Genomic DNA, 22800 nt, shown 5'->3' with positions numbered 1-22800 from the left:
AATGCTTAACCCAAGCATAGTCGGAGGTTAACAACTGCGCTATTAAGGCTGGGTGTCCACTTTTATTATTCTTATCTGAGTTCTACGTGGGCGCGGCATACAAACCTCCTTGTTTAATGCTTAACCCAAGCATAGTCGGAGGTTAACAACTGCGCTATTAAGGCTGGGTGTCCACTTTTATTATTATTGTTAACGACTCTTGCCAATATTCAAGTGTTAAATAATGACTTCCACGAATAGGTTCCCAAGGCGCTAAATGTTGTTGATTATCTTGATAGTAGTTCAACAACAAATGCGCAGAATCCCTATCTAGCACTTCAATTAAGCTTCTTTGTGTTTCAATCATTTTCATCACTTATCCTAAATCCAGTTTCAAATTTTTTTTGAAACTAATACCTGTCTTGATCACATTGTTTTTTACTTGAACCTGCTTAAAATGCTGCCATTGAATTTGTATTCCTGATGATTTGGAGCTGTTACATGAGTGATTTAAGTTTCTTCGCCAAAAAACGTTACACCACTAAAGCCTTTGATCCAACAAAGACGATTCCAGCGGAAAAAATTGCAGACATCAAAACCCTACTGCAATTCAGCCCTTCGTCAGTTAACTCACAGCCTTGGCATTTTGTACTAGCAAGCACGGCCGAAGGTAAAGCTTTAATCGCCCAAGCAACCGAGAATTATGCCTTTAATACCCAAAAAATCCTCAATGCTTCCCATGTGGTGGTGCTCTGCACTCGCACTCAATTAGATGAAGCGTATTTGCGGCAAATCCTTGAACAAGAGGAAAAAGATGGCCGCTTAGCTAATGAGGAAGCAAAACAAGCCCAGCATAATGGCCGTTCATTCTTCGCCAACATGCATAAATTTGAGATGAAAGATGCCCAACATTGGATGGAGAAACAGGTCTATTTAGCGCTCGGCACTTTAATGCTCGGCGCAAGCGTATTAGACATCGATACTTGTCCGATTGAAGGTTTTGATGCCACTAAAATGAATCAAGTCTTAGGCTTAAGAGAGCAAGGTCTATGCGCCTGCGTAGTTGTCGCTATGGGTTATCACGCAGAGGATGATTTCAACGCTAAATTGCCTAAGTCTCGCTTAGATCAAGAGGTGATTTTTACTGAAATATAGCCCTCATCTTAAGTGAATAATAAACATGCCCTTGATTTAATGTGATATAAACAAGGGCATAATTTTTTGCACCCTAGCGCTCTTCGCCGACAACATCCTAAAACCTGCCTGCTATTAACGGCTTATTTGCACAAGAAGCCATCTAAAGTAGGAGTAAACCACCACGGTATTGCTCTAAAATTCATCTTTGCCTACACTTTGCCTCTATGGCATGATTTGCTGCGCAGTCCAGAACGGCATAGCTTAGTGGATCCGTTTATCGTCGTTTCGAGTCATCTTTTTTGCAGCCCAGCGGTTTTATCGGCGCATTGGTCACACTTACAATTTAGGATGGGACAGTCAGTATGTTATTTGCCAAACCCTCGCTCACTGAAGAACCTCAATCGATTCGAGTTGCAAACACTAAGGGCGATAACCCACTGATTTGGCCGTTACTCACGGTTTTACAAGCCTCGAACCAAAGTTGGAAAATCCATCACTTAGCCACCGAATTACAAACTCAAGGGCTGATCCACCAGCTTGATGAAAATCCGGGTAACGATTTATTCAAACGTAACTTCCTGCTGATGAACGCCCTGTTTGAACTGCAGGAAATATTACTGCCAAAGCAATGGCTGCAAGTCAAAGCCATGGAAATCCAAATCTTCCGCTTAGTCCCATCAAACGTTAACCTTCTGATTATGCAAGATACTTCCCTACGTGAGTATTATCTCGATTGGAATAACTATGACACCAGCGAAAACGTAGTGCGAGAATTACTTGAGGCTTTCTGGAGCAATTATAAGAGCTATATTGGCTTAAATATCAATCTGATGAACAAGGGCAATGCACTGCGAGTTTTCGAATTAGACGAGAGCGCCACCGCCCGCGATATCCGCAAGCAATGGCGCCGTTTAGCGCTCAAGTGGCACCCAGACCGACCCGATGGTGATGCGGCACGTTTTCGCGAGGTGTGCGAAGCGTGGCAGTCACTTAGGGACATTGCCTAAGCATTTCACCAGCGATAGTACTTGCCATTAATCAACACCTATCGAATAGTTACCTGTCGACACCTATCGATTTAGCGGTGTGATCCTGTCTGCACTATTGCGACGCCAAGGCAACGCTAAAGTAAATCTTAGGTAAAACTTCCATTGGGATCACAGATTTAGCCCAGTCACGACGAGCCAATTCAGTCATAATTAAGCCTTTCCATTTAACCTGAACCTATGCATTACGCTGGCATTTTGGCTAGCTAAACTTCTAGATTGAAGCTCACTTTATGGCTTCTGTTGGCCGTTAAATCGACGATACCCACAACTGACACAGTGAATTCAATCCCACCGAATTTGAGGAAACTATGATTAAACAATTAGCCTTGGCTGTAACCTTAGCAATTGCGCCCTTGAGCAGCTTTGCCGCCAATTTTGTTGAAGGCACACACTACACTCAAATCTCGGCAAAAGCGCCTAGCAGTGAACCTAAACTCACTGAATTCTATTCATTTTATTGCCATAACTGCTTCAATATGGAAACCAACTATTTGCCAGATATCAAGGCAAACCTCAACAAACAGATAAGCTTCGACAATAAGCATGTCGACTTTATGAATAGCGATATTGGTACCGAAGTGATGCGCTCTTTGTCCGTGATCCAAAGCCTTGATAACAAAGATGCCTTAACCCATGCCATGTTTACCGCAATCCAAGGTGCTGAGGGCGCAAACGGTCACGATCACAGTGCACCGGGCCATCAGCACGAGCCGCAAATTAACAGCCGTGATGACATCAAAAAAGTCTTCGCCCAATTTGGCGTTGATGCCGCTAAATACGACGAGTTAGCCGATAGCAAAAGCACTGATGAAAAGCTGGCCCTGTGGCGCACTCAGCAAAATGAATTCAAAATCGACAGCGTCCCCGCCTTTATCGTGAATGATAAATACGCAGTAAATTTAAACAGCATCAAAACCTTAGATGAATTGATTGGATTAATTAACTATCTTGCCGTTGAGAAAGATGCCGCGACCGCTAAAACCTCATCGGGTGGCAGCCTAGGCTGGTTATTTTTAGCCTTTGCCGCCGCAATTGGTGTGACACGTCAGCAGCGTCTTAGCTAATTCCAGACACAAGCGTTAAAGTAAGGAATCGTCAGCATAAAAAATGGCCTCCAAATTAGGAGGCCATTTTTATTCGCATTCGAAACACGCTTGCAATATAAGAACTTAATTCAATCGTCTATATAAACACAGTCATTTAGTGTTATTTTCCAATCTGTTATTGACGAATGAAATCGAGAATATGACTCGCCGCCAAGATTAAATGTACGATCAAGAAACCGATAAAAGCCTGCGCAAAAATTTGATGATAACCGCGCCACGCCAGCGCTGTGGGTGTGCCTTGAAATAACAACCAAGCGACACCCGTAATCCCAGTCGCCACCAGCAACAGCATGCCTATACCTTCGATGGCACTAAACAGCCCTTTACCACCTGCGACGGGGAATTTGCCTTTTGTGAGTCCAAGCATATCCTGTTTTAATTGCGTCCAATCGCCAGCTAGCCAACCAAAGTATTGGCGCCATTTTCCATGTAAGGTATTGCTGAGTAAGAAAAGAATCCCAAGCACAGTGCACGCTAAACCTAAATACACATGCAAATAGTCCCAAAAACCGGCGTTATCGGGTATCCGTCGGCCCATAAAAATCCACGGGCTGGCACAGACGAGTAAACTGCTTGATAGCACAACCCACACATGTAGATGCGCCATCATGACTCGGAACAAGGAGCTGAGTTTACTCATCATATTTTTCATCCTACTTAATGCTTCCTTTGCCCTTTGCATGATTGAAGTTTGAAGATTAAATGCATTCGCGGCGGCTTAATGAGCGCGAATAAAGTGGACTAGAGGCAAAACGCGACGCCACGATTTAATGCACAAATTAGGCGCGGTGGATCTGCTCACCAAATTCAGCCACTTTCTGCCAATCCGTGTATTCCACATTGGTAACTGGATCCGTTGGTCCTTTCGTTAACCACATGATGAAACGGATGATATTTCTATCTAAGGCGTTATAGCCTTGGTAATTCAGGTTACCCCCAAAAACGCGCAACAACTGTGGCCGCCAAGTGGTTTTACTTAAGAATGCCTGCATATAAGGATTCGTTTCTGGGGTGTTTTTCTCAGGTTTACGCGCGACTAAACTAACGGAGAAAAAACCGCTGACCTTATCCGTCAACACAGCTTGATGTTTTTCAATAAATTCGTACAAGCTAGGATTATGTTTACCATGGCGAATACTGGCGCCAATGATGATTTTATCGAACTCAGCGAGTGCAGGAACAGCCTTGATATCGGCGGTAACCACCTCATTGTCCAAGGCCGTTAACTGCTGCGCGAGCTTAGTTGCAATTTTTTGGGTCTGGCCGTGAACACTAGAATAAATGATGAGAATTCTTTTCAATTTAGCCTCGATTAATCCCAAGTAAAATAACCATTAAGATATTTCATACTAGGTGATTTACCCCGCAATTTACATGAAATAGATCACGGGCTTAGCCCCAAACCACTCAGGTATATGCGGTAGTTTTAGCAAGCTCACAAAAAAAGGCAAACCCTGAGGTTTGCCCATACTGAGATACACTAAACGGGATGAATCGACAAATTATCTTTTCACGCCTTACAAAGACATTAGAAATGCAATGACTTGTTCACGTTCATTTTTAGATAAATTCATAAAGGCAATTTGACTCTTTTCAGCTTCACCACCATGCCACAATATCGCTTCTTCTAGGGTTGCGGCTCGTCCATCATGTAAGAAACCGGCTTGTGGATTAACCGTCTGAGTTAAACCTATTCCCCATAGTGGCCTTGTACGCCATTCGCTTCCCGAGGCTAAAAAGTCTGGGCGGCCATCGGCGAGCCCTTCGCCCATGTCGTGCAATAATAGATCAGTGAAGGGATAAATCTTCTGTCCTTTTAAGCTATCACTCATGGCTCGCCCACCAATGTCACCACTCGTTTTAGTGGTATAAGAGGGCACATGACACGCAGTACAATTAAGTTGAGTGAATAATCTCGCCCCCTCTCTTACATTCGGTTGAGCAACATTCCGCCTTGCAGGAACGGCCAAGGTTTCAGCATAAAAAACGACGGCATCGCTGAACTCAGCCCCGACTTCAGGCGCACCATTTTCATCTGCCCCTGTATCAATAAAACCTGTTCGAGTGAGATAAGCATCGTGTAGCGACGTACCTTTGATACTTTCATCGGGGAATAGAGGATTAGTTATGCCAATATCGCCACGCAGTGCCCCTAGGGATTGCACCCGCACACTCGGGGTATTCGCCTTCCAGCCAAAACGGCCTAAAGACACAGGTTCTGGATCGCCCGTTTGTGCCTTCACAGCATCAAACACATAGTTCGCGCGGCCAGAAATACCGTCATGATTGGCATCATTTTCATCAACATGTTGCAAAATATCCGCTGCCGCAATCGCTTCGAGTAAACCTAAGCCAAAGACTGGCATGCCATTACGCCATCCCATTAACACATCGTCTTGCAAAAGATTTGAGGTCAAATTGGGGCTTTGCTTAGTTTCGCCGGGCGCATCATAGGGGTTTTCCACTTCAAATAGCGGCTGCTTCAATAAGACTTCAGTACCGTCTGGGTAGGTCACTGACTTTGTCTCATAGGATAAGTAAACATCTGCTTGGCCAATAAACTGATTCTGCTGCCAATCACTACGTGCTTGCAGTACGCCTCGATGAAACAGTTGTCCACCGAAATCAGGTACTGGAATGGGTGCACAATAATCATTACTCACGTCGCCTTTAATACAGGTATCGTTGGCAGCCTTACTTATCCGCAAAAAGATGCCCGCATCCGATCCCAATTTAACTCGTGTCTGGCCCGTGCTGACTTGCGGAGTCGAGTTACGTCCATCGCGTTGATGGCATGCATTGCAGTTAGCATTATTAAATACAGGACCTAAGCCATCTAACTCAGGGTGTTCAGCGTTTGGCGCCGTGGTAAAAGAAGTCTCAAAAAACTTATCCCCCGCCATGTGCAGCGCAAGTTCTGTCGCTGTTAGATTTACCGATGGTGTAGAGAAACCATGTCCTGAATTGCCTGCATCAAAGGTTGTCGTTGCGCCGCCGCTGGCAGTGATATCCGTATATTCAGGATAAACAATAGGTTCAGGTATGGGTGTATCAACATCTTGTGCATCGCCACTGCCACCACAGGCGCTCAGCTGTAAACAGCCAATGAAAAATGCAGGTAATAAAACGTGTCTGTTATTCATCAAAAATCTCACACAAATAAAATGACAAAGCAGCAACTATGCAATTGCATCCTTGCTGCTTAAGACATAACTCACCAAACGGGTTCCGTCGTTTAGCGTCATTTCATGACAATGCCAAGAACCTCTATCGCCTTAGCATTGCTCTGAATATGAAATTAAGATTTCCAACGAGAAAGTAATGGTATGACGTCAGACTCAAGTGTGGTTTTCAGCTTGGTCAAGGCATCCACAGCCACTTGAATTCGCGCTCTTCCCGCATCATCTTTAATCGCTTGGCGGAAAGGCTGTTGATTGCTGCCGGCAATAGCGCGGATCTTGATAATGGCATCATCGATTTCACTGCTAACACGTGTCGCTAAGTTCGCATCGGCAGCGGCCACGAAGTTAATGATGCCCTGACGATCACTGTTACCAGTAAACTCTCCTTGATATACATTTCGTACACCAATGATGTTATTGGCAAAGTCATCTAATGAGTTCCAAGAATATTGCGACTCCACCTTTGAAGTATCAGCGGTGGCAAGGGAATCACCAAAGGGATCAGCAATCTTACCGTTACCGACCTCATCGACAATCGCAATCATGCCATTGATCAACTCTTCAACTACAGCCAATTGCGATGAGTAAATAGTATTGCCTGCTACACCGGGATTCTTCAGCAACTCAGCGTAGGGTTTAGCGGCAGCATCTTGCGGATTGTGGTTTATCTGCCAAGCATCGTCGAGCTGCTTAGTGTAATCGCGGAACACTTCGGCCAATGCAATGAGATACTCACGTTCTTTTGCTGTTAACTGACTGATAGGTTTAGTATTACCATTCACACCATCGCCGAATAATAAAAATTCAATGGTATGAAAACCTTGTACATCATCGTTCCAGCCCTTAATCGTCTCAGCATCAAAACCTGAGTTAGTATTTAGCTGTGTTTGTAGATCGGTCGTATTGAGTGGCCAGCTATCAAGATGTGGATCGATGCTAAGTGAGTCAACTGGGCCAAAAATATGTGATTCACCTTGTTCCCAAGGTAAACGTGCCGCTTTCCACGCAGCTTGAGCTGCGTCTAAATCCGCTTGGGCTGTTGAGTTAGTGAGCTTCTGAGTCGCCAGTAAAAGGGCTTCCGCTTTCGCGGCTAAGTCCGCATAACCAGCCACGATAACGTCATCGGTCAAGTTAATGATCATCTCAGTGGCGGCGTAACTAAAGCGATTATCCGGCGTTGTCGGTGTTGTAGGCGTTGAATCATCCGATCCAGAGCCACCACAGGCTGCTAAAGTACTCATAAGGGCGATGGCTATTGCCGTTTTACGTAATGTCATAGTGCTTAATGTCCTATTTGTTCCATCAAAAATGAATGTGACTAGAGCGAAAATTGATAACCCACGCCAAGGGCGAAGAAATTAGTATCCGGAATGCTCGCGACGGCTACTTGTTGTAAGCCTGCTTCCGCTTTAATCACTATCTGTGGGATAGGAAAATAGTTAATGCCGACACTGGTCCAAGTATTTTCAAAACGCTTAGTCGCCGTGCCTGTTTCGACTTCCATCAAAGGATTGGAATAATCTATGTTGGCAAAAACGGTTAACGGAAGAGAGGTGAAATGATTCAAATCGATGCCAGCTTCAACAAAGAAAGCCTGTGACTGCGATCCTAACTGTGCGAAGTTACCTGGCCTTAAGCCTGGCGTTGTTTTATTTGCTTGAGTAATGGCATCGCTGTCGCTTAAGGTGCCGTAGAGATACTGACCGCGTAAGATCCAAGGACCTTCAACATAAGCCGCGGCAACTGACACTATGCTAACTGTGCCATCCACATTGATTTTATTACTTTTGTGACGATTACCACTGGTATTGCCATAGTAGTAAGCGACACCAACGGCGGAACCTTTCTTAAAGTTGCCGTAATCTACACGTCCTGCAAATGCTAAATCGTCACCATTAACATGCTCGAATCGTTTTTGATGACCCGACGCAGCCCAATCATAGGTTCTAAAATATTCTGAATTGAGACCACTGATAATTTGGGCCTGATAGTGGAAATCGGCCATTTCACCATATATTCCAATACCGTTTTCATTCCAAACGGCGGGGATCATGGCGGCTTCGCTTCGATGACGCATCACAGTAAGATATTGATTTGGTTTGTGCAGCATACTGGTCAAGCCAATAGGAACATGGATATTACCAAATTTAATCCCAAAGGCTTTAGACGGACGATAACGCAGCTCAGCCTTTTCAATCATCACCTCACCGCCAGCTTCGACTTCTGTTTCGAATTCACCGAACTCATCAAAACCATCGTATTCTAAGGCGACGCCTGTGCCGCCATGTTCATACTCTATTTCGACTTCCATGCTCCAAGCATCGGTAAACTGATAGCCGAACTCAGTTACAACACGTTCTAAATCGAAACGATTACGGCGCTCTGGTGTGGTGTCTTGGACGTTATCAAAGTACTCATCACTGGTATAAACGGCGGTACCGTAGGATTCAAATGAAAACTTGCTAAGTTTATCGGCGGCGGTTTCAACACGATCTACTGCGACACTGGTCTTAGTTTGATAGTCTGTCTGCTGAACTTGCTGCTGTTTCTGTTGCGCAGCTAATTCTGATAACTGCTGCTTTAATTCTTGTAATTGAGCTTCTTGCCTTGCGATAGCCTGCTCTAAAATCGCAGGGTCCGTCGCTGCCTGTGCAGTGCAATTAACACTACCTATGAACGCAGTGACCATGATGGCCAATGAACTCAACTTTAACTCTGCTCTCATTTCTTTCTCCGCGCTGTGTAACAGCTTCCCCGTAAATGCGCGAACAAAATAGATCAATTGAGAATGATTTGCATTAGAATTTACAATTAAATTTACAAACAAATTACATTAGTATCTGATTGTATAGCGGATCTGACGGCCGTATTTTTATTCAAAGAAATCGCTATATTGATTCATAAACCACACACTCTTTAAGCGTTAAGTGATCTAGCCTATTAGCCAAAAAAGCATTAGCATTTGAACACTTATCGCCTGAGTCCATATCCATGAAATCCATTCAAACCAAAGATCCTAAAGCACTCTTGCTGTGGATGACCTTTGTAATGTCGCTCGTGTTTGCCGTTTGGCAGGCACTGCTCAATAACTTCGTGATTGAAAAAGCCCAGTTCACTGGTGCTGAAATCGGCATGTTACAGAGCCTGCGCGAGATCCCGGGGTTTTTGGCTTTTACCGCCATTTTTGTGCTTTTACTCATTCGAGAACAAGCCTTCGCCCTCCTTTCTCTGGCCTTGTTATGCATTGGCGTAGCTGTGACAGGTTTCTTTCCTCAAGTCATAGGCCTGTATCTGACGACGGTATTGATGTCTGTTGGATTTCACTATTTTGAAACCATCAACCAATCACTGACGCTGCAGTGGGTCGATAAAAAAGATACTGCGGGGTTTATGGGTAAAGCACTGGCGTGGCGCTCGGCCGCGGCCTTAGTGGGCTACGCCAGTATTTGGCTGGTGATGACCTGGTTGAAACTAGACTATCAACACATGTATCTGATTATTGGTGCGTTAGGTCTAGTCATGGTGCTAACTATGGCTTGGTATTATCCAAAATTTGAGACCACGGAAGTCCAACATAAAAAAATCATCCTGCGTAAGCGCTATTGGCTCTATTACCTGCTGACCTTTTTCTCGGGTGCGAGACGGCAAATTTTTATGGTGTTTGCGGGCTTTATGATGGTCGAAAAGTTTGGTTATAGCGTGAGTGAAATTACCGCGCTGTTCTTAATAAACTATGTCGTCAATCTGCTGTTTGCGCCTGCGATTGGGCGGTTTATTGGCCGAATTGGTGAGCGTAATGCGCTGACAGTGGAATACGTCGGACTCATCATAGTCTTCATCAGTTACGCCTTAGTCGAGCAAGCACACATGGCGGCAGCGCTGTATGTGATCGACCATTTACTGTTTGCTATGGCTATCGCGATGAAAACCTATTTTCAAAAAATCGCCGACAGCAAAGATATTGCCGCCACTATGTCGGTCAGTTTTACTATTAATCACATTGCCGCTGTGATTATTCCTGTGCTTTTGGGCTTATTATGGTTAACCGATCCCGCCTTGGTATTTTACATAGGCGCAGGCTTTGCCGTATGTTCGTTAATTCTGGCGCTCAATGTACCGCGCCACCCTGAAGCGGGTAATGAAACCTTATGGTCTTGGACAAGCAAAAAAGCTAAATCCATCGCTAAAGCGGTCGAATAAAGCGGCATAATAACGAGCCAAGGAATCAGCTTAGCTCAATGTTGAGTCCAGAACTGAACGCTTAAGTGATCGCCATCTAAGCTAGGCACACAAGCGAGCTATTCAAACAAGATGTTCAAGTTAAATGCTCAAACTAGGCAAACAAGTTAGACAGATAAGGGTGGGCGCTATGCCCTCACCTAACCCCAATGTAGGCTCAAGGATTAACGCGATGAAGGATTCAGATATTTTAATGTTGGCAGAAGATGGCGAGTCAACATCCGAGGCATCTGCTCGCAAGAAAGCCCTGCTACTCGGCCGTCAATTAGGCTTAGCCAGTGAGCAAGAATATCGCCCTGCGAATGCTTCCATCGCCGAACGCGCCCAACATAGAGCCCGCAAGTTATCGAGCCAGTATCAAGCCAATGTGGAAACCATTTTTGCCTTAGCCCTCAGTTATACGCCATCTGATGTGACTGGAGTCGATCTCGATCCCGACTGGAGTCATCAATTCTTTTTGATGGCGGAGCAAATCCATAACCGTAGAATGCAAGACTTGTGGGCACGGATATTATCGAGCGAGATAGTCAATCCTGGCAACTTCAGTCTGCGCACCTTAGCGCTACTCAAGCAACTGACGCACAGGGAAGCACAAATCCTTGAAAAGGCCCTCGGCATGGCGGCTAAGGTCAATAGCGAACAGCGTCTAAAACTCATCAGCGGCTATCGCTTATCCGGTGGTATTGGCCAGTATTTTCGTAAAACGACCTCAGTCAATTTAGGCTTATCCCAGTTTGGCCTACCCTACTCGAGCATTCTGACCTTAGTCGATGCGGGAATACTGCACAGCAGCGAGTTCGAAACTGGTTTACTCAACAATAAAACCCCCATTCAATTTGCCCTGCAAGGCATACAAATGAAGCTTACGCCCAAGAGCGGTAATCTGCTTTTTAGTTATTATCGCTTAACACCGATTGGTGATGAACTCGCCCAACTCGTGCAACCTAAACCGGATCAAGAATACCTCAAGGCACTGCAACTCTTGTTCGCTAAGGATTTTAAAATAGAATAACACCCCCATAAAAATAAAATATAAATCAACAACATAACCAGCCAAACCCAGAAATAATAAAGGAGCCTAAAGGCTCCTTTTAAGTAAGATAAGGGCTAAATGTTAAGCTAGCGCTTTAGCCTTATCGGCATTGATAACATTGATTGCCGTCAGATAATCAATTAAAGCGCGGACTTGAGTCGCTAAATCGCCTTTGCTGGTATCTATGGTCAATTCTGACGCTAATGGCGCTTCATAAGGTGATGAAATCCCCGTGAAATTACTGATTTCACCACTGCGTGCTTTCACATATAACCCCTTAGGATCACGCTGCTCGCACACACTTAATGGCGTCGACACATGCACTTCAATGAACTGACTGGCAGGGAAACGGGCACGAATGCTATCGCGCTCCTCACGAGTCGGGGAAATAAAGGCCGATAACACCACAAGCCCAGCATCCACCATTAATTTGGCCACTTCGCCGACACGGCGCAGGTTCTCGTCACGGTCTTCAACCGTAAACCCTAAGTCTTTACACAGGCCATGGCGCACATTATCGCCATCAAGCAAATAAGTGTGGAATCCCGCCTCAAATAACGCCCGCTCTAATGCACCAGCCAGTGTTGACTTGCCCGCGCCAGACAGTCCGGTAAACCAGAGTAATACTGGATTTTGGCCTTTCTGTTCGGCTCTGGCAGCTTGATCTACAGGATGTTGATGCCACACGATATTTGTCATAAAAACTCCTCAATCCCCATGTTGTTAAACGGCTAACAAAAGGGCAATAAACTCAAGCTAATCACTAAAATGGAAAGATGATCGGCACCATAAATATCACTATCAGGGAATACAGCACAGATAACGGCAATCCTAGGCGGACGAAGTCACTGAAGCGATAATTACCCGCATTAAATACCATCAAATTAGTTTGATAGCCGTAGGGCGAAATAAAACTCGCGCTGGCACCAAAGACCACGGCCATAATAAAGGGTCTGGCATCGACACCGTAATTAAGCGCAATCGCGTAAGCGATAGGAAAAGCTAGCGCCGCGGCGGCATTATTGGTGACCAGTTCAGTCAACAATAAAGTCATTAAATACACACCAATAAAAGCGCCAAACACCCCATAACCATTAATAACCGAGAGTAATCCTTGGGCTAAACTGTCCGCAAGGCCAGTGCTCATCATCAAGTTGGCTAGCCCTAACGCACTCCCCACTATCACCACTAGTTCCAATGGAAAACGGCGTTTAAGCTCAGCTAAAGTAACTGCGCCGATGGCAAAATAACTCAGCAGTAGCAGCACTAAACCTTTAGCCAGGGGCAATAGATCGGTGACACTCAAAACGATAGTGACCGCAAAGCCCAGTAATACCCAACGACCACGGTGACTGTCTAAGCGCACATTCAAATCTAGGCCGCTGATCGCCGCAAATTCTGAACTTAATTTTGCGCTATTGCTAAAACCATCGCCGGGCGTCAATAACAACACATCGCCGGGTTGCAAAATAATGTCACCGAGCCCGCCTTTCAGCGGATGATTGCCACGGCGAATCGCCATCACGGCCGCATCGAACTGCTCACGAAAACGCGACTCTTTCAACGAACTGCCGACTAAACTGGATGATGGCGCAAGCACGGCTTCAACCAGATTTTGCCCCTTGGCCTGATGCTTACCAAACCAATCTAAACCGTCGAATTGATGTAATAATTCCACCGACTCCACCGCGCCACTAAAACGCAGTACGTCGTCCGCTTGCAGCACTAACTGGGGCGGCACTGGGCAAATACAAATGCCGCTGCGCTCTAACTCAACCAGATATAACTTTTTCAGTGCCCTGAGTTTGTTATCGACCACACTACGACCGACTAAGGACGAGCCCTTTGCCACATGAGCTTCAAGCAAATAAGGCAGCGCCTCTTCATCCGATTCTTCCCGTCTGTCGGGCAGAATGTTCGCCAGTAGGATCAGCAATAACATACCTGCGATAACGATCACCACGGCGACCGGCGTGAACTCGAAGAACCCTAAGGCGGGTAAGCCTGCGTTCTCCACAAAGGAGTTCACAATCAGGTTGGTCGAGGTGCCAATCAGGGTCAGTGTGCCACCTAAAATTGCCGCATAATTCAACGGTAATAATAACTTAGCAGGTGCGTGCACTTGATTGCGACGCACAACCCCAATAAGCGACGCCACCACAGCCGTGTTATTGGTAAAGGACGACAGCAAGGCAGTAGATAACCCGAGTTTTGCCATTGTCGTAGGCAAAGAACTATTGCCTATGACTTGACTCAACTTTCCCAGCAGGGAGGTTTTTTCCAATGCCGTCGCAGCCAATACCAAGAGGACAAGTGTGACTAAGCCAATATTGGTAAAGCTTGTTAATGCGGTATCGAGCGCAACCATGCCAAGCAAATAACAGAGCAAAAATGCAAATAAAAACAATACCGCAGGATTAATACGGCCGCTAATTAAGCCAGCCACAAGCCCTAACAAAATAATCGCTAACAGCCACAAGTCACTCACAAATTAAGCTCCAAGCTTAGAAATATCTATCGCTTGCCAATGGGGGAAGTGTTTACGCACTAAAGCATTAAACTCGACTTCAAAGGCACTAAATTGCGATGCGGTTTGTTTGTTAACATGCTGGCCCGACACCACCATCACTGCGGCAACCGTCGCATTACTCAGGCGATCGATTAAGATCATTCCACCCGTATCACGCACTAGCGAATATGCATCGAATACTATGTCTTCGGTCAGCTCTAAGGTCACGCGAGCAATCGCGTTTAACCCAAGCGTGTCCGTCGCGCTGCGCGCTAAAGTATTAACATCAACCACATAATCGATGCCAGTCACAGAGGCTTGCGTCTTCTTACCGGCCACTTTGATGTCGTATAACTGGCCGAGTTGCAATGGCTTTTCATCCATCCACACTATGTCGGCGCTGATCACGTTAGCGACGGCAGGTGCAGAATCCGGTCTTGCCAGCAAATCGCCACGGGAAATATCAATTTCATCTTCCAACGTGATAGTCACAGCTTGGCCAGCAACCGCTTCTTGTATGTCGCCATCGAAGGTAACAATGCGTTCAACCTTGCTGCGTTTGCCCGATGGTAAAGCCACTAACTCGTCGCCGACATTAATAATGCCAGAGGCTAAAGTGCCTGCAAAACCGCGAAAATCTAAGTTAGGGCGCGACACATATTGCACCGGGAAACGCACGGGCAATGCGCTGAGTTCACGTTGCGTATCAATGGTTTCTAACAGCTCAAGCAGAGTACCGCCTTGATACCAGTCGCTTTGGGTGCTGCGCTCAACCACGTTGTCACCATTAAGCGCCGATAAGGGCACAAAGTGGATATCGAGGTTACCGAAATCTTTAACGAAATCGGTAAAATCGGCGCGAATACGGTTGAATACTTGCTCGTCAAACCCAAGTAAATCCATCTTGTTTACGGCAACGACAAAGTGACGAATACCCAGTAATGAGGCGATAAACGCATGGCGCTTAGTCTGAGTCTGCACGCCATAGCGAGCATCGACTAAGATCACCGCCAAATCACAGGTCGATGCACCCGTTGCCATGTTGCGCGTGTACTGTTCATGCCCTGGGGTATCGGCGATGATGAACTTACGCTTATCACTTGAAAAGTAACGGTAAGCCACATCGATAGTGATGCCCTGCTCGCGCTCAGCTTGCAGACCATCCACCAGCAAAGCTAAGTCAATCGCTTCACCTGTGGTACCCATCTTAGCGCTGTCGCTCTTTAGGCTTGCCAATTGATCTTCATAGATCTGGGCGCTGTCGTGTAACAGGCGGCCGATTAAGGTACTTTTGCCGTCATCCACACTGCCACAGGTTAAAAAGCGCAATAAGCCTTTGTGCTGCTGCTGAGCTAGATATTCTTTCACACCATGGAGGGTAATTTCTGCCGCCATGCGATTGGTTTTATTGACCGCTTTGTCCATCTTGTTCTCACTCTTGATCTGCTTGGCTGAAGGTCGCGCTTTACTTACGCCACCTTCGCGAAATAGGGTTAACCTTGCCGAGATTAGAAGTAGCCTTGACGCTTCTTCTGCTCCATCGAGGCACTTTGATCTGAGTCGATCAATCGACCCTGACGCTCGCTTGAACGGGTTAACAGCATTTCTTCAATAATCTTCTCTAGGCTGTCGGCCTCAGAATGCATGGCGGCCGTAAGTGGGTAGCAACCTAAGGTTCTAAAACGCACCACTTCTTCTTTAAACTGCTCGCCTTCGGCTAACTTCATCCGCTCGTCATCGGCCATGATTAACTGACCGCCGCGCTCAACCACTTGACGTTTAGCCGCAAAATACAAAGGCACTAACTCAATGTTTTCTTGATAGATATATTGCCAAATATCCAGCTCAGTCCAGTTAGATAACGGGAACACGCGAATACTTTCGCCCTTGTTCACTGCGCCGTTATAGGTGCGCCATAATTCTGGACGTTGGTTTTTAGGATCCCATCTGTGGTGACGGTCGCGGAACGAATACACCCGTTCTTTGGCGCGAGATTTTTCTTCATCGCGACGAGCCCCACCGAAAGCCGCATCGAAACCGTATTGGTTAAGTGCTTGCTTTAAACCTTGGGTTTTCATGATGTCAGTGTGCTTCGCACTGCCATGGTCGAAAGGGTTAATCCCCTGCGCCAACCCTTCTGGGTTGATGTGCGTCAGTAACTCGAAGCCAAATTTCTTTGCCTGCGCATCACGAAACGCGATCATCTCTTTGAATTTCCAACCCGTGTCGACATGCAGCAACGGAAACGGGATCTTGCCCGGATAAAAGGCTTTTCGCGCTAAGTGCAACATAACGGAAGAATCTTTCCCGATGGAATACAACATCACAGGATTATCGAATTCGGCTGCAACTTCACGAATGATCTGGATGCTCTCGGCTTCCAGTTGTTGTAAGTGGCTTAATTCACGCCCGGCCATACTATTCTCCGTTTACCTTAAATTCGCCGTGTTGCCACAGCATGGGTTAGCTTAATTTTCTTAAAATTTTTAACTGCTTAGTATCTTTAACTGCTTGCGGCTTAGCTTATCGACGCGGCGACACGCTAACCGATTGAGTCTGCTCATCACTGGCTTGAGTCGATTCAATCGCTTCAGGGTTGAACCAGTGCAAGGTGTCACTCAGCGCAACCACTTCACCTATGATCATCAAGGCTGGCATTTGTAATTCAGGATCGGCGGCAAGCTGTTCGAGCTCACCTAAACGGCCGATAAAACGACGTTGCTCTTTAGTGGTCGCCTTTGACACTATCGCGACGGGAGTGTCAGGGCTTCGGCCCGCATCGACTAAACCTTGGCGAATAATGCCGGCGTTAAGAATCCCCATATACACGACTAAGGTATTGTTAGGATTAGCATAACCTTGCCAATCCATAGGGCGACTCTCTAACTGACAATGACCGGTGATAAAAGTGACGCCTTGGGCATGGTCTCTGTGGGTCAGGGGAATTCCCGCATAGGCCGATGTGCCGCTGGCGGCGGTAATACCGGGGACGACCTCAAACTCAACCCCCGCTTCGACTAAGGTTTGCAACTCTTCGCCACCGCGACCGAAAATAAAAGGATCGCCGCCCTTAAGACGCACCACATTTTTACGGGTGTAGGCTTTAGTCACGAGTAACTGATTAATCTCGTCCTGTGCAGCGCTATGCTTACCCGCACGTTTACCTACGGCAATCTTTTCAGCGTCTTTAGGAATAAGAGCTAGGATATCTTGACTGACTAAAGCGTCGTATAGCACAGCATCTGCAGTTTTAAGGATGCGCCATGCCTTTAACGTCAATAACTCAACGTCACCAGGACCTGCACCCACCAGCCAGACTTTGCCTTTGGCCGCTTGGCCCGGTAAAGATAAAATTTCCATCAGTATCCCCAAGATCACTTTAGTCTGTAGAAATATAGCGCGTCTTATATTCCATAATAAATAGATAATTATTAGTTTTTATATCATTTAGATATAAAAGAAATCACTGACGTCGATTTAAAGTGGAAAAATATTGAGTTTCAAAATCAAAAATGCCTCAACACACTAATAACCACTTGAATTTAAATAACTTAATATGGATTCATCTGTTATATAAAACGAACACCGCTCAGCTAAGTGTGTGATTCTGGCACTATGTTATTGCCAAAAATTCTACCTAAACCTGCCCCAACAGGGCGAAAACCTCACTTACAAGATAAATTGTCACCAAATGACGCAGAATTTTTACATAACCATAAATTCACTTTCTAATGGTAAGCTGGGCATAACTATCTTTGTTGAGTACGACTGACAAATACACAAATAAGCACATCAAGGAGGGCCGATGAAACGACTTTATTCAGGTATTGCAATGGCTGGGCTATTAGCTTGTACGAGTATAAATGCCGAAGAATCATTAGTAGAAGGAAGAGTCAAAGATGAACTTGCCACGGCAGAACTGCCTTTTGTGATTACACCACATAAAGTGAATTACATTTTACCTGCGACCTATAGCCCAGATCCCAACATGGCACCGTTCGCTGAAGATGCCCTCATCAATCCCTACACTTTGGATGAGTTCGAGGCTAAGTTTCAAATCAGTTTCAAATTCCCTATTTGGTACAATGTCTTTGGTGATAATGGTCATTTATTCTTTGCCTATACCAATCAATCCTATTGGCAGGTTTATAACAAAGACACCTCATCTCCGTTCCGTGAAACCAATCACGAGCCTGAAGTCTTTATGCTGTTTAATAACGATTGGAAAATCGGCAGTGTGACCAATTCCTTTTGGGGCGTTGGTGCTGTGCATCAATCAAATGGTAAATCAGGACCGCTTTCTCGCAGCTGGAATCGACTCTATGCCACTATGATTTTTGATGCCGGTCCACTCGCCTTTTCAACCAAAGTCTGGTGGCGTATTCCTGAGGATGAAAAAACCGATCCGCATCAAGCTCGCGGTGACGATAATCCCAATATTGATGACTACATAGGCAGAGCTGAGTTTATTGGTGTCTATGGTATCGATGAACATAGATTCACCTTAACCCTTAAAACAAACCTAGAAGATATCGACAGAGGTTCAGCAGAAGTAACCTGGAGTTATCCTATCGTCGGCAACTTACGCCTTTATACTCAATACTTTAATGGCTATGGCGAGAGCCTAATCGATTACAACTATCACAACCAACGTATTGGTATCGGGATTTCGCTCAACGATATTCTGTAGCAAATATAAAAGTGACAGAGTACAAAAATCAGCCATAATTTGCTGCTAATCTACAAAACCTGCTGCTAAATTGCTCAGATGGACCTGAGTTTATGACTCAGCGGGACGATTTACATTGATCCGAATGGCATTTAAGCCGATAGTCGCACACCTTTTTGTGCCCTGAAGCTACGCCTTAACATCATGGAGGAATATGAGTTTTAGCTACCGCAGCATAGTCGTGCTACTCAGTGTCATTATTTTCGCGAGCTTAGTTAAGCTCGCGTTTTTTGCTGTGCCAAAAGATAACACTGCACCTATGCTTAATGCGCAAGAGGTACGCCAAGATCTCTATGCCTTATTGGATCAAATCGAGCAACACTCGGCGTTTTATGCGTTAACGCCCGACAAAGCCAGTCCGCAACTCAAATATATGGCGAGCCTGATTGTCGAGCAGTACCAAGACATCACTCCCAATGACCGCTTTGCCGCTGAAATCACTAAACTACTCAATAGCCTCAAAGATCCCGGTGCTCAAGTACACAATTTCAACGCTCAAAGCGGCGAACTCCCGTTAACCTTACGACCACTTAACGACCAGTGGTTAGCCTTAGATAGCAGTAATAGTCCAATCAACAACGACTTTCCCTTTGTGACTCATATCGACGGTTTACCTATGAGTAAATGGGTAGCAGCCAGCCAAGCCTATTTACCTGAACCTGCAAAACAGAGCCAAGAAATGCAGTTACCTTGGCTGAAAAAACTTAACCTATTGCGTGAAGATTTAGGCCTCAGCATCAAGCCCTATGTGCTCATTACGCTGATTAATGATGATCTGCAAACCCAGCAGGTGACCCTCGCCCTGCCAAGCCACGAACCGCAGACTCAATTAGTGGAAAATAATCAAGAAGATCAGACACAAGATATGAGTGTTTTTGAATTCATTAATCAGTTATCTCAGTTTGAGCGCACCGAATTTCAAGACGTTCCACATCAATTAGAGACGGTTAATAATACTACGGTCAAACTGAAGATCAGCGATCTGTACGCCTTTGAATTGAATAGAGATCTACAGCAAGAACTGCTCAAGGGTATGACGCATCCATTACTGATCATCGACTTACGTGATGCTAGTGGTTTTAGCCCAAAGTTATTGACCCTATTATCGCGATATCAAGATACTGATTTAAATAACACTTTAGCGCCGAACGTGATGGGATTTGCACACTATCGCCGCTCACCGGAACTGAGAAATGACTATCTGCAGCCACTCAACTTTAAGCCTTTAGATGCGCTCGAATACAGTGTGCCTCGACTAAAATCCCTCACCCGCAACTTACCCTCAGTCGATGAAGATAAATTCAGCCCTTGGTACGTTCGCACTAAACCTGCGGTGACTCCTGAAGGGCGAAATCGCTTAGCACTGCTCGTGAGTCCCAAATGCCGCCAAGAATGTGAGTGGATTGCCTATCGCACTAAATCTTGGTCTAGGGCGAATTTGATTGGTGAAAAAACCTCGGGCGACTTTGCTCGACAGTACCATTTTAAACTGCCAAACAGTGGATTAGACATAAGATTCAGTAGTTCATTGACCTATGACGCACAGGGAAAACTCTTGTCAGGTGCTGGGACTGAGCCCGATATTTGGCTTCCCCAAAACAGTGATATTCAATGGCAAGGATTAGTGAGTTTAGTGCGTTCCGCTAAACCAAAAACTCAGATAATTCAAACATCACAACCCACTAAGCTAGCTCAAGCTAAGCTGAATTGAATCAAAAAAAGAGCCAGCAATCTGCTGGCTCATTTCAAACATTGATTCGTTAACTGATATCAGTTAGCTAAAGAATGGATTCTAGAATTATTTCTTTTCAGTCGCTTTAGAATTGGCAACTGAACCTATAACCAAACCTTGCTTATTCACATCAAAGCTCATTTGAACTCGCATGTTGTAATCTTTAAGCATTTTCATTTCTTCAGGGATTGGCTCGCCGCTCATTTCTAACAACGTCAGCATTGGAGTGAACATCTTGCCGTAGTCAGCAGATAAGCTGTACATGCCATTCGCAGACAGTTTCTCGCCCGCTAATTTGTTTGCCAACGCCAGACCTTTATCACCGCTATACACCACTAAATGCTGACCTTTAATCGCGAGCATAGGCTTAACACCTAACTCAGGAGGCAACATCAATATGGGTGATAAGTCAGTGGCATCGCCGTTATCGGCTAATTGCAATTCGGCCAACATAGGTGCAAAAGGCTTCACCATATTGAACAACATAGATGGGTTTTCGGCGCTGAGGCTGACTAACGCATCTAAGCTTTCTAACTTAGGCTCTTGATCTTGTGTGCTCATTTTAAAGTCGAGCAATGAAACGCTCATGCCTTTCACACCGTTCGCCATGCCTGTGAACATGCCTAGCATAGCTGGGCTCTGTTGGCTCAACTCTGCTTGCAACTCTGCCAGTGGCGCACAGGTCAATTGCGGCTTTTGCAGATCATCCCAAATAGCCGTTAATGAAGGTGCAACTTCGTTGACATCTAAGCCTATGCCCATAGAGAAGATAGTGCTGTCGATATCCGCCAGATGTGCAGGAATAAAGCCACGCATCTTTTGCATTGCCGCAAGAATTGGTTGATTCTTAGTTTCAACCACAAATGAGGCCGCCATATGGCTTTCTTTTTCTGTCACAGAAAACGCGGTTAAACCCGCAACCGTGCGCGGCCAATTAGCAGCAATGGCGGTTAATTCGGTGCGACATTCAGGTGTTCTAATTTGCGCTAATGGATCTTCACCGACGCTTTCATTAGCAAAAAACTTCGTCAATTGCTTAGATAACATATTGCTATCGGCTGAGGTCAACGCCTTTACAATTTCCACATGGTTGATAAAGCTGATGCTGTCATCTTTAAAACCATGGGTCTTAATAATATCGTCCAATATGCCAGAAGCGGCTAATGACTGCGGCGCCTTCTTAATACCGAATGCCATTTCTAATAATTCAGGCTCGGTAATAGAAGTGCTGAAAGTAATCGTTAATATGCCATCTTTTTGGGCAAATAACAGATCAGCTTTTTCAGTTGAAGCTTCATCCGATAATGCATAAGCGCGATAATCAACATCACCCACTTTACGCATTTCGTGGGTCACGCCACTGTCTTTTTCGGCTTTATCTAATGCAGCCCAAAATGCATCCGCTTGATTGACGTCAATCTTGAATACAGGCAAAGCACCTAGAGTATAGAAATATGGTTTAATTTCATCAGGAAAACCAAAGGTTTTCAACAGTAAGGCTGGATCTTTAATGCCATCCATATACTGCTGATAAATGCTGACGAAGAACTTACCCATAGGGCTATCCAGCTCACCAAATTCGGCAAGCGCGTTACTTGGATATTGCTGATAATTTCCAGAAATAGACTGTAAATACGCTTTCAACGGGAAGGGTTTTAGCTGACCCGAAAATATCGGCGTATCAGCAGGCACATAGTAGAGCAAAGGATTTGCAGAGGCACTAGAGCCAGCACCATTCTGCGTATACCAATAACCACCCGCACCAGCTGCAATAATTGCCGCGGCAATCACAATCTTTTTCATTTAAGAAACTCCATTTAATGACAATTCAATTTTATGAAATCAATACCTAAAGTAATCCCTAGGTATTTGAATATTTATCCGCTCTTACATATCCCTTACGCAGATAATGCAAAATCAGAAAACTAAGGTATAAATTTTGCCCGATAATTTAACATTAAACCGATACAGAAGCGAACAGGATAGGGAATCAAACCGTTAAAACGCATCAGCGTTAACCTTAATTCAACAGGTTTCCAATCTTATTTCAATTCAGTAATAAAAGATCTTTAAGTCGTCGACGATTAACAAAGTGCCCAATGACA

At 45.2% G+C, this 22800-nt stretch carries 19 protein-coding genes; 7 read left to right on the top strand and 12 right to left on the bottom strand.

Features of this window, described 5'->3' with window-relative positions; all coding sequences use genetic code 11:
• Nucleotides 1-157: 157 nt before the first annotated feature.
• Nucleotides 158-352 carry a hypothetical protein gene (locus tag Q4Q52_RS15405; RefSeq protein ID WP_311991016.1) on the bottom strand — a complete coding sequence of 65 codons (195 nt, stop codon included), beginning with the start codon at nt 350-352 and terminating at the stop codon, nt 158-160.
• A gap of 128 nt (nt 353-480) precedes the next feature.
• On the opposite strand from Q4Q52_RS15405, the gene nfsB reads away from it, so the two are divergent.
• From nfsB to Q4Q52_RS15390, 3 genes are all read left to right on the top strand, one after another.
• Nucleotides 481-1134: an oxygen-insensitive NAD(P)H nitroreductase gene (gene nfsB, locus Q4Q52_RS15400; protein WP_311991015.1), complete on the top strand. Its 654-nt coding sequence runs from the start codon at nt 481-483 to the stop codon at nt 1132-1134.
• A gap of 344 nt (nt 1135-1478) precedes the next feature.
• Entirely contained in the window at nt 1479-2123 is a 645-nt protein-coding gene (locus tag Q4Q52_RS15395) for a DNA-J related domain-containing protein (protein ID WP_006082872.1), read from the top strand.
• A 350-nt stretch (nt 2124-2473) separates the two neighbouring features.
• The gene (locus Q4Q52_RS15390; RefSeq protein ID WP_311991014.1) at nt 2474-3229 is read left to right on the top strand and encodes a DsbA family protein; all 756 of its coding nucleotides are present in this window, start codon (nt 2474-2476) and stop codon (nt 3227-3229) included.
• A gap of 157 nt (nt 3230-3386) precedes the next feature.
• Here the strand turns inward: Q4Q52_RS15390 and Q4Q52_RS15385 are convergent, their stop codons facing one another.
• The 5 genes from Q4Q52_RS15385 to Q4Q52_RS15365 form a co-directional block, all read right to left on the bottom strand.
• On the bottom strand, nt 3387-3914 hold the full coding sequence (locus Q4Q52_RS15385) for a cytochrome b/b6 domain-containing protein (protein WP_311991013.1): 528 nt from the start codon (nt 3912-3914) through the stop codon (nt 3387-3389).
• Between the two features lie 136 nt (nt 3915-4050).
• The gene (gene hemG, locus Q4Q52_RS15380; RefSeq protein WP_106651767.1) at nt 4051-4572 is read right to left on the bottom strand and encodes a menaquinone-dependent protoporphyrinogen IX dehydrogenase; all 522 of its coding nucleotides are present in this window, start codon (nt 4570-4572) and stop codon (nt 4051-4053) included.
• 216 nt (nt 4573-4788) lie between these two features.
• Nucleotides 4789-6414: a di-heme oxidoredictase family protein gene (locus Q4Q52_RS15375; protein ID WP_311991012.1), complete on the bottom strand. Its 1626-nt coding sequence runs from the start codon at nt 6412-6414 to the stop codon at nt 4789-4791.
• A 155-nt stretch (nt 6415-6569) separates the two neighbouring features.
• On the bottom strand, nt 6570-7730 hold the full coding sequence (locus Q4Q52_RS15370) for an imelysin family protein (protein WP_006085915.1): 1161 nt from the start codon (nt 7728-7730) through the stop codon (nt 6570-6572).
• 41 nt (nt 7731-7771) lie between these two features.
• Complete coding sequence (locus Q4Q52_RS15365) at nt 7772-9178, bottom strand: hypothetical protein (RefSeq protein ID WP_311991011.1); 1407 nt, start codon at nt 9176-9178, stop codon at nt 7772-7774.
• 266 nt (nt 9179-9444) lie between these two features.
• On the opposite strand from Q4Q52_RS15365, the gene Q4Q52_RS15360 reads away from it, so the two are divergent.
• Both Q4Q52_RS15360 and Q4Q52_RS15355 read left to right on the top strand, forming a co-directional pair.
• Nucleotides 9445-10653 carry an MFS transporter gene (locus tag Q4Q52_RS15360; RefSeq protein ID WP_311899010.1) on the top strand — a complete coding sequence of 403 codons (1209 nt, stop codon included), beginning with the start codon at nt 9445-9447 and terminating at the stop codon, nt 10651-10653.
• A 211-nt stretch (nt 10654-10864) separates the two neighbouring features.
• Nucleotides 10865-11704 carry a TIGR03899 family protein gene (locus Q4Q52_RS15355; RefSeq protein ID WP_300476861.1) on the top strand — a complete coding sequence of 280 codons (840 nt, stop codon included), beginning with the start codon at nt 10865-10867 and terminating at the stop codon, nt 11702-11704.
• A gap of 102 nt (nt 11705-11806) precedes the next feature.
• On the opposite strand, the gene cysC is transcribed toward Q4Q52_RS15355, so the two are convergent.
• The 5 genes from cysC to cobA all read right to left on the bottom strand — a co-directional run bounded on the left by cysC (nt 11807) and on the right by cobA (nt 17594).
• Nucleotides 11807-12424, bottom strand: a complete 618-nt coding sequence (cysC, locus tag Q4Q52_RS15350; RefSeq protein ID WP_311991010.1) for an adenylyl-sulfate kinase — start codon at nt 12422-12424, stop codon at nt 11807-11809.
• A gap of 64 nt (nt 12425-12488) precedes the next feature.
• Complete coding sequence (locus Q4Q52_RS15345) at nt 12489-14213, bottom strand: SLC13 family permease (protein ID WP_311991009.1); 1725 nt, start codon at nt 14211-14213, stop codon at nt 12489-12491.
• 3 nt (nt 14214-14216) lie between these two features.
• On the bottom strand, nt 14217-15659 hold the full coding sequence (gene cysN, locus Q4Q52_RS15340) for a sulfate adenylyltransferase subunit CysN (protein WP_311991008.1): 1443 nt from the start codon (nt 15657-15659) through the stop codon (nt 14217-14219).
• A gap of 83 nt (nt 15660-15742) precedes the next feature.
• Entirely contained in the window at nt 15743-16651 is a 909-nt protein-coding gene (gene cysD, locus Q4Q52_RS15335; RefSeq protein WP_006085924.1) for a sulfate adenylyltransferase subunit CysD, read from the bottom strand.
• Between the two features lie 106 nt (nt 16652-16757).
• Nucleotides 16758-17594: a uroporphyrinogen-III C-methyltransferase gene (gene cobA, locus Q4Q52_RS15330; protein WP_006085925.1), complete on the bottom strand. Its 837-nt coding sequence runs from the start codon at nt 17592-17594 to the stop codon at nt 16758-16760.
• A 445-nt stretch (nt 17595-18039) separates the two neighbouring features.
• Between cobA and Q4Q52_RS15325 the strand changes: the two genes are divergently transcribed.
• Together Q4Q52_RS15325 and Q4Q52_RS15320 are read left to right on the top strand one after the other, a co-directional pair.
• Nucleotides 18040-18924, top strand: a complete 885-nt coding sequence (locus Q4Q52_RS15325; RefSeq protein WP_311899012.1) for a phospholipase A — start codon at nt 18040-18042, stop codon at nt 18922-18924.
• 193 nt (nt 18925-19117) lie between these two features.
• Nucleotides 19118-20674, top strand: a complete 1557-nt coding sequence (locus Q4Q52_RS15320; protein ID WP_311991007.1) for a S41 family peptidase — start codon at nt 19118-19120, stop codon at nt 20672-20674.
• Nucleotides 20675-20761: 87 nt separating this feature from the next.
• Here Q4Q52_RS15320 and Q4Q52_RS15315 read toward each other — a convergent pair whose 3' ends face one another.
• Entirely contained in the window at nt 20762-22498 is a 1737-nt protein-coding gene (locus tag Q4Q52_RS15315) for a hypothetical protein (RefSeq protein WP_311991006.1), read from the bottom strand.
• Nucleotides 22499-22800 lie beyond the last annotated feature (302 nt).

The sequence above is a fragment of the Shewanella sp. SP1S2-4 genome (assembly GCF_031932075.1).
Taxonomy (GTDB): domain Bacteria; phylum Pseudomonadota; class Gammaproteobacteria; order Enterobacterales; family Shewanellaceae; genus Shewanella; species Shewanella baltica.
Note: the sequence above shows the minus strand (reverse complement) of the source record. Positions and strands in the feature narration are given on the sequence as shown.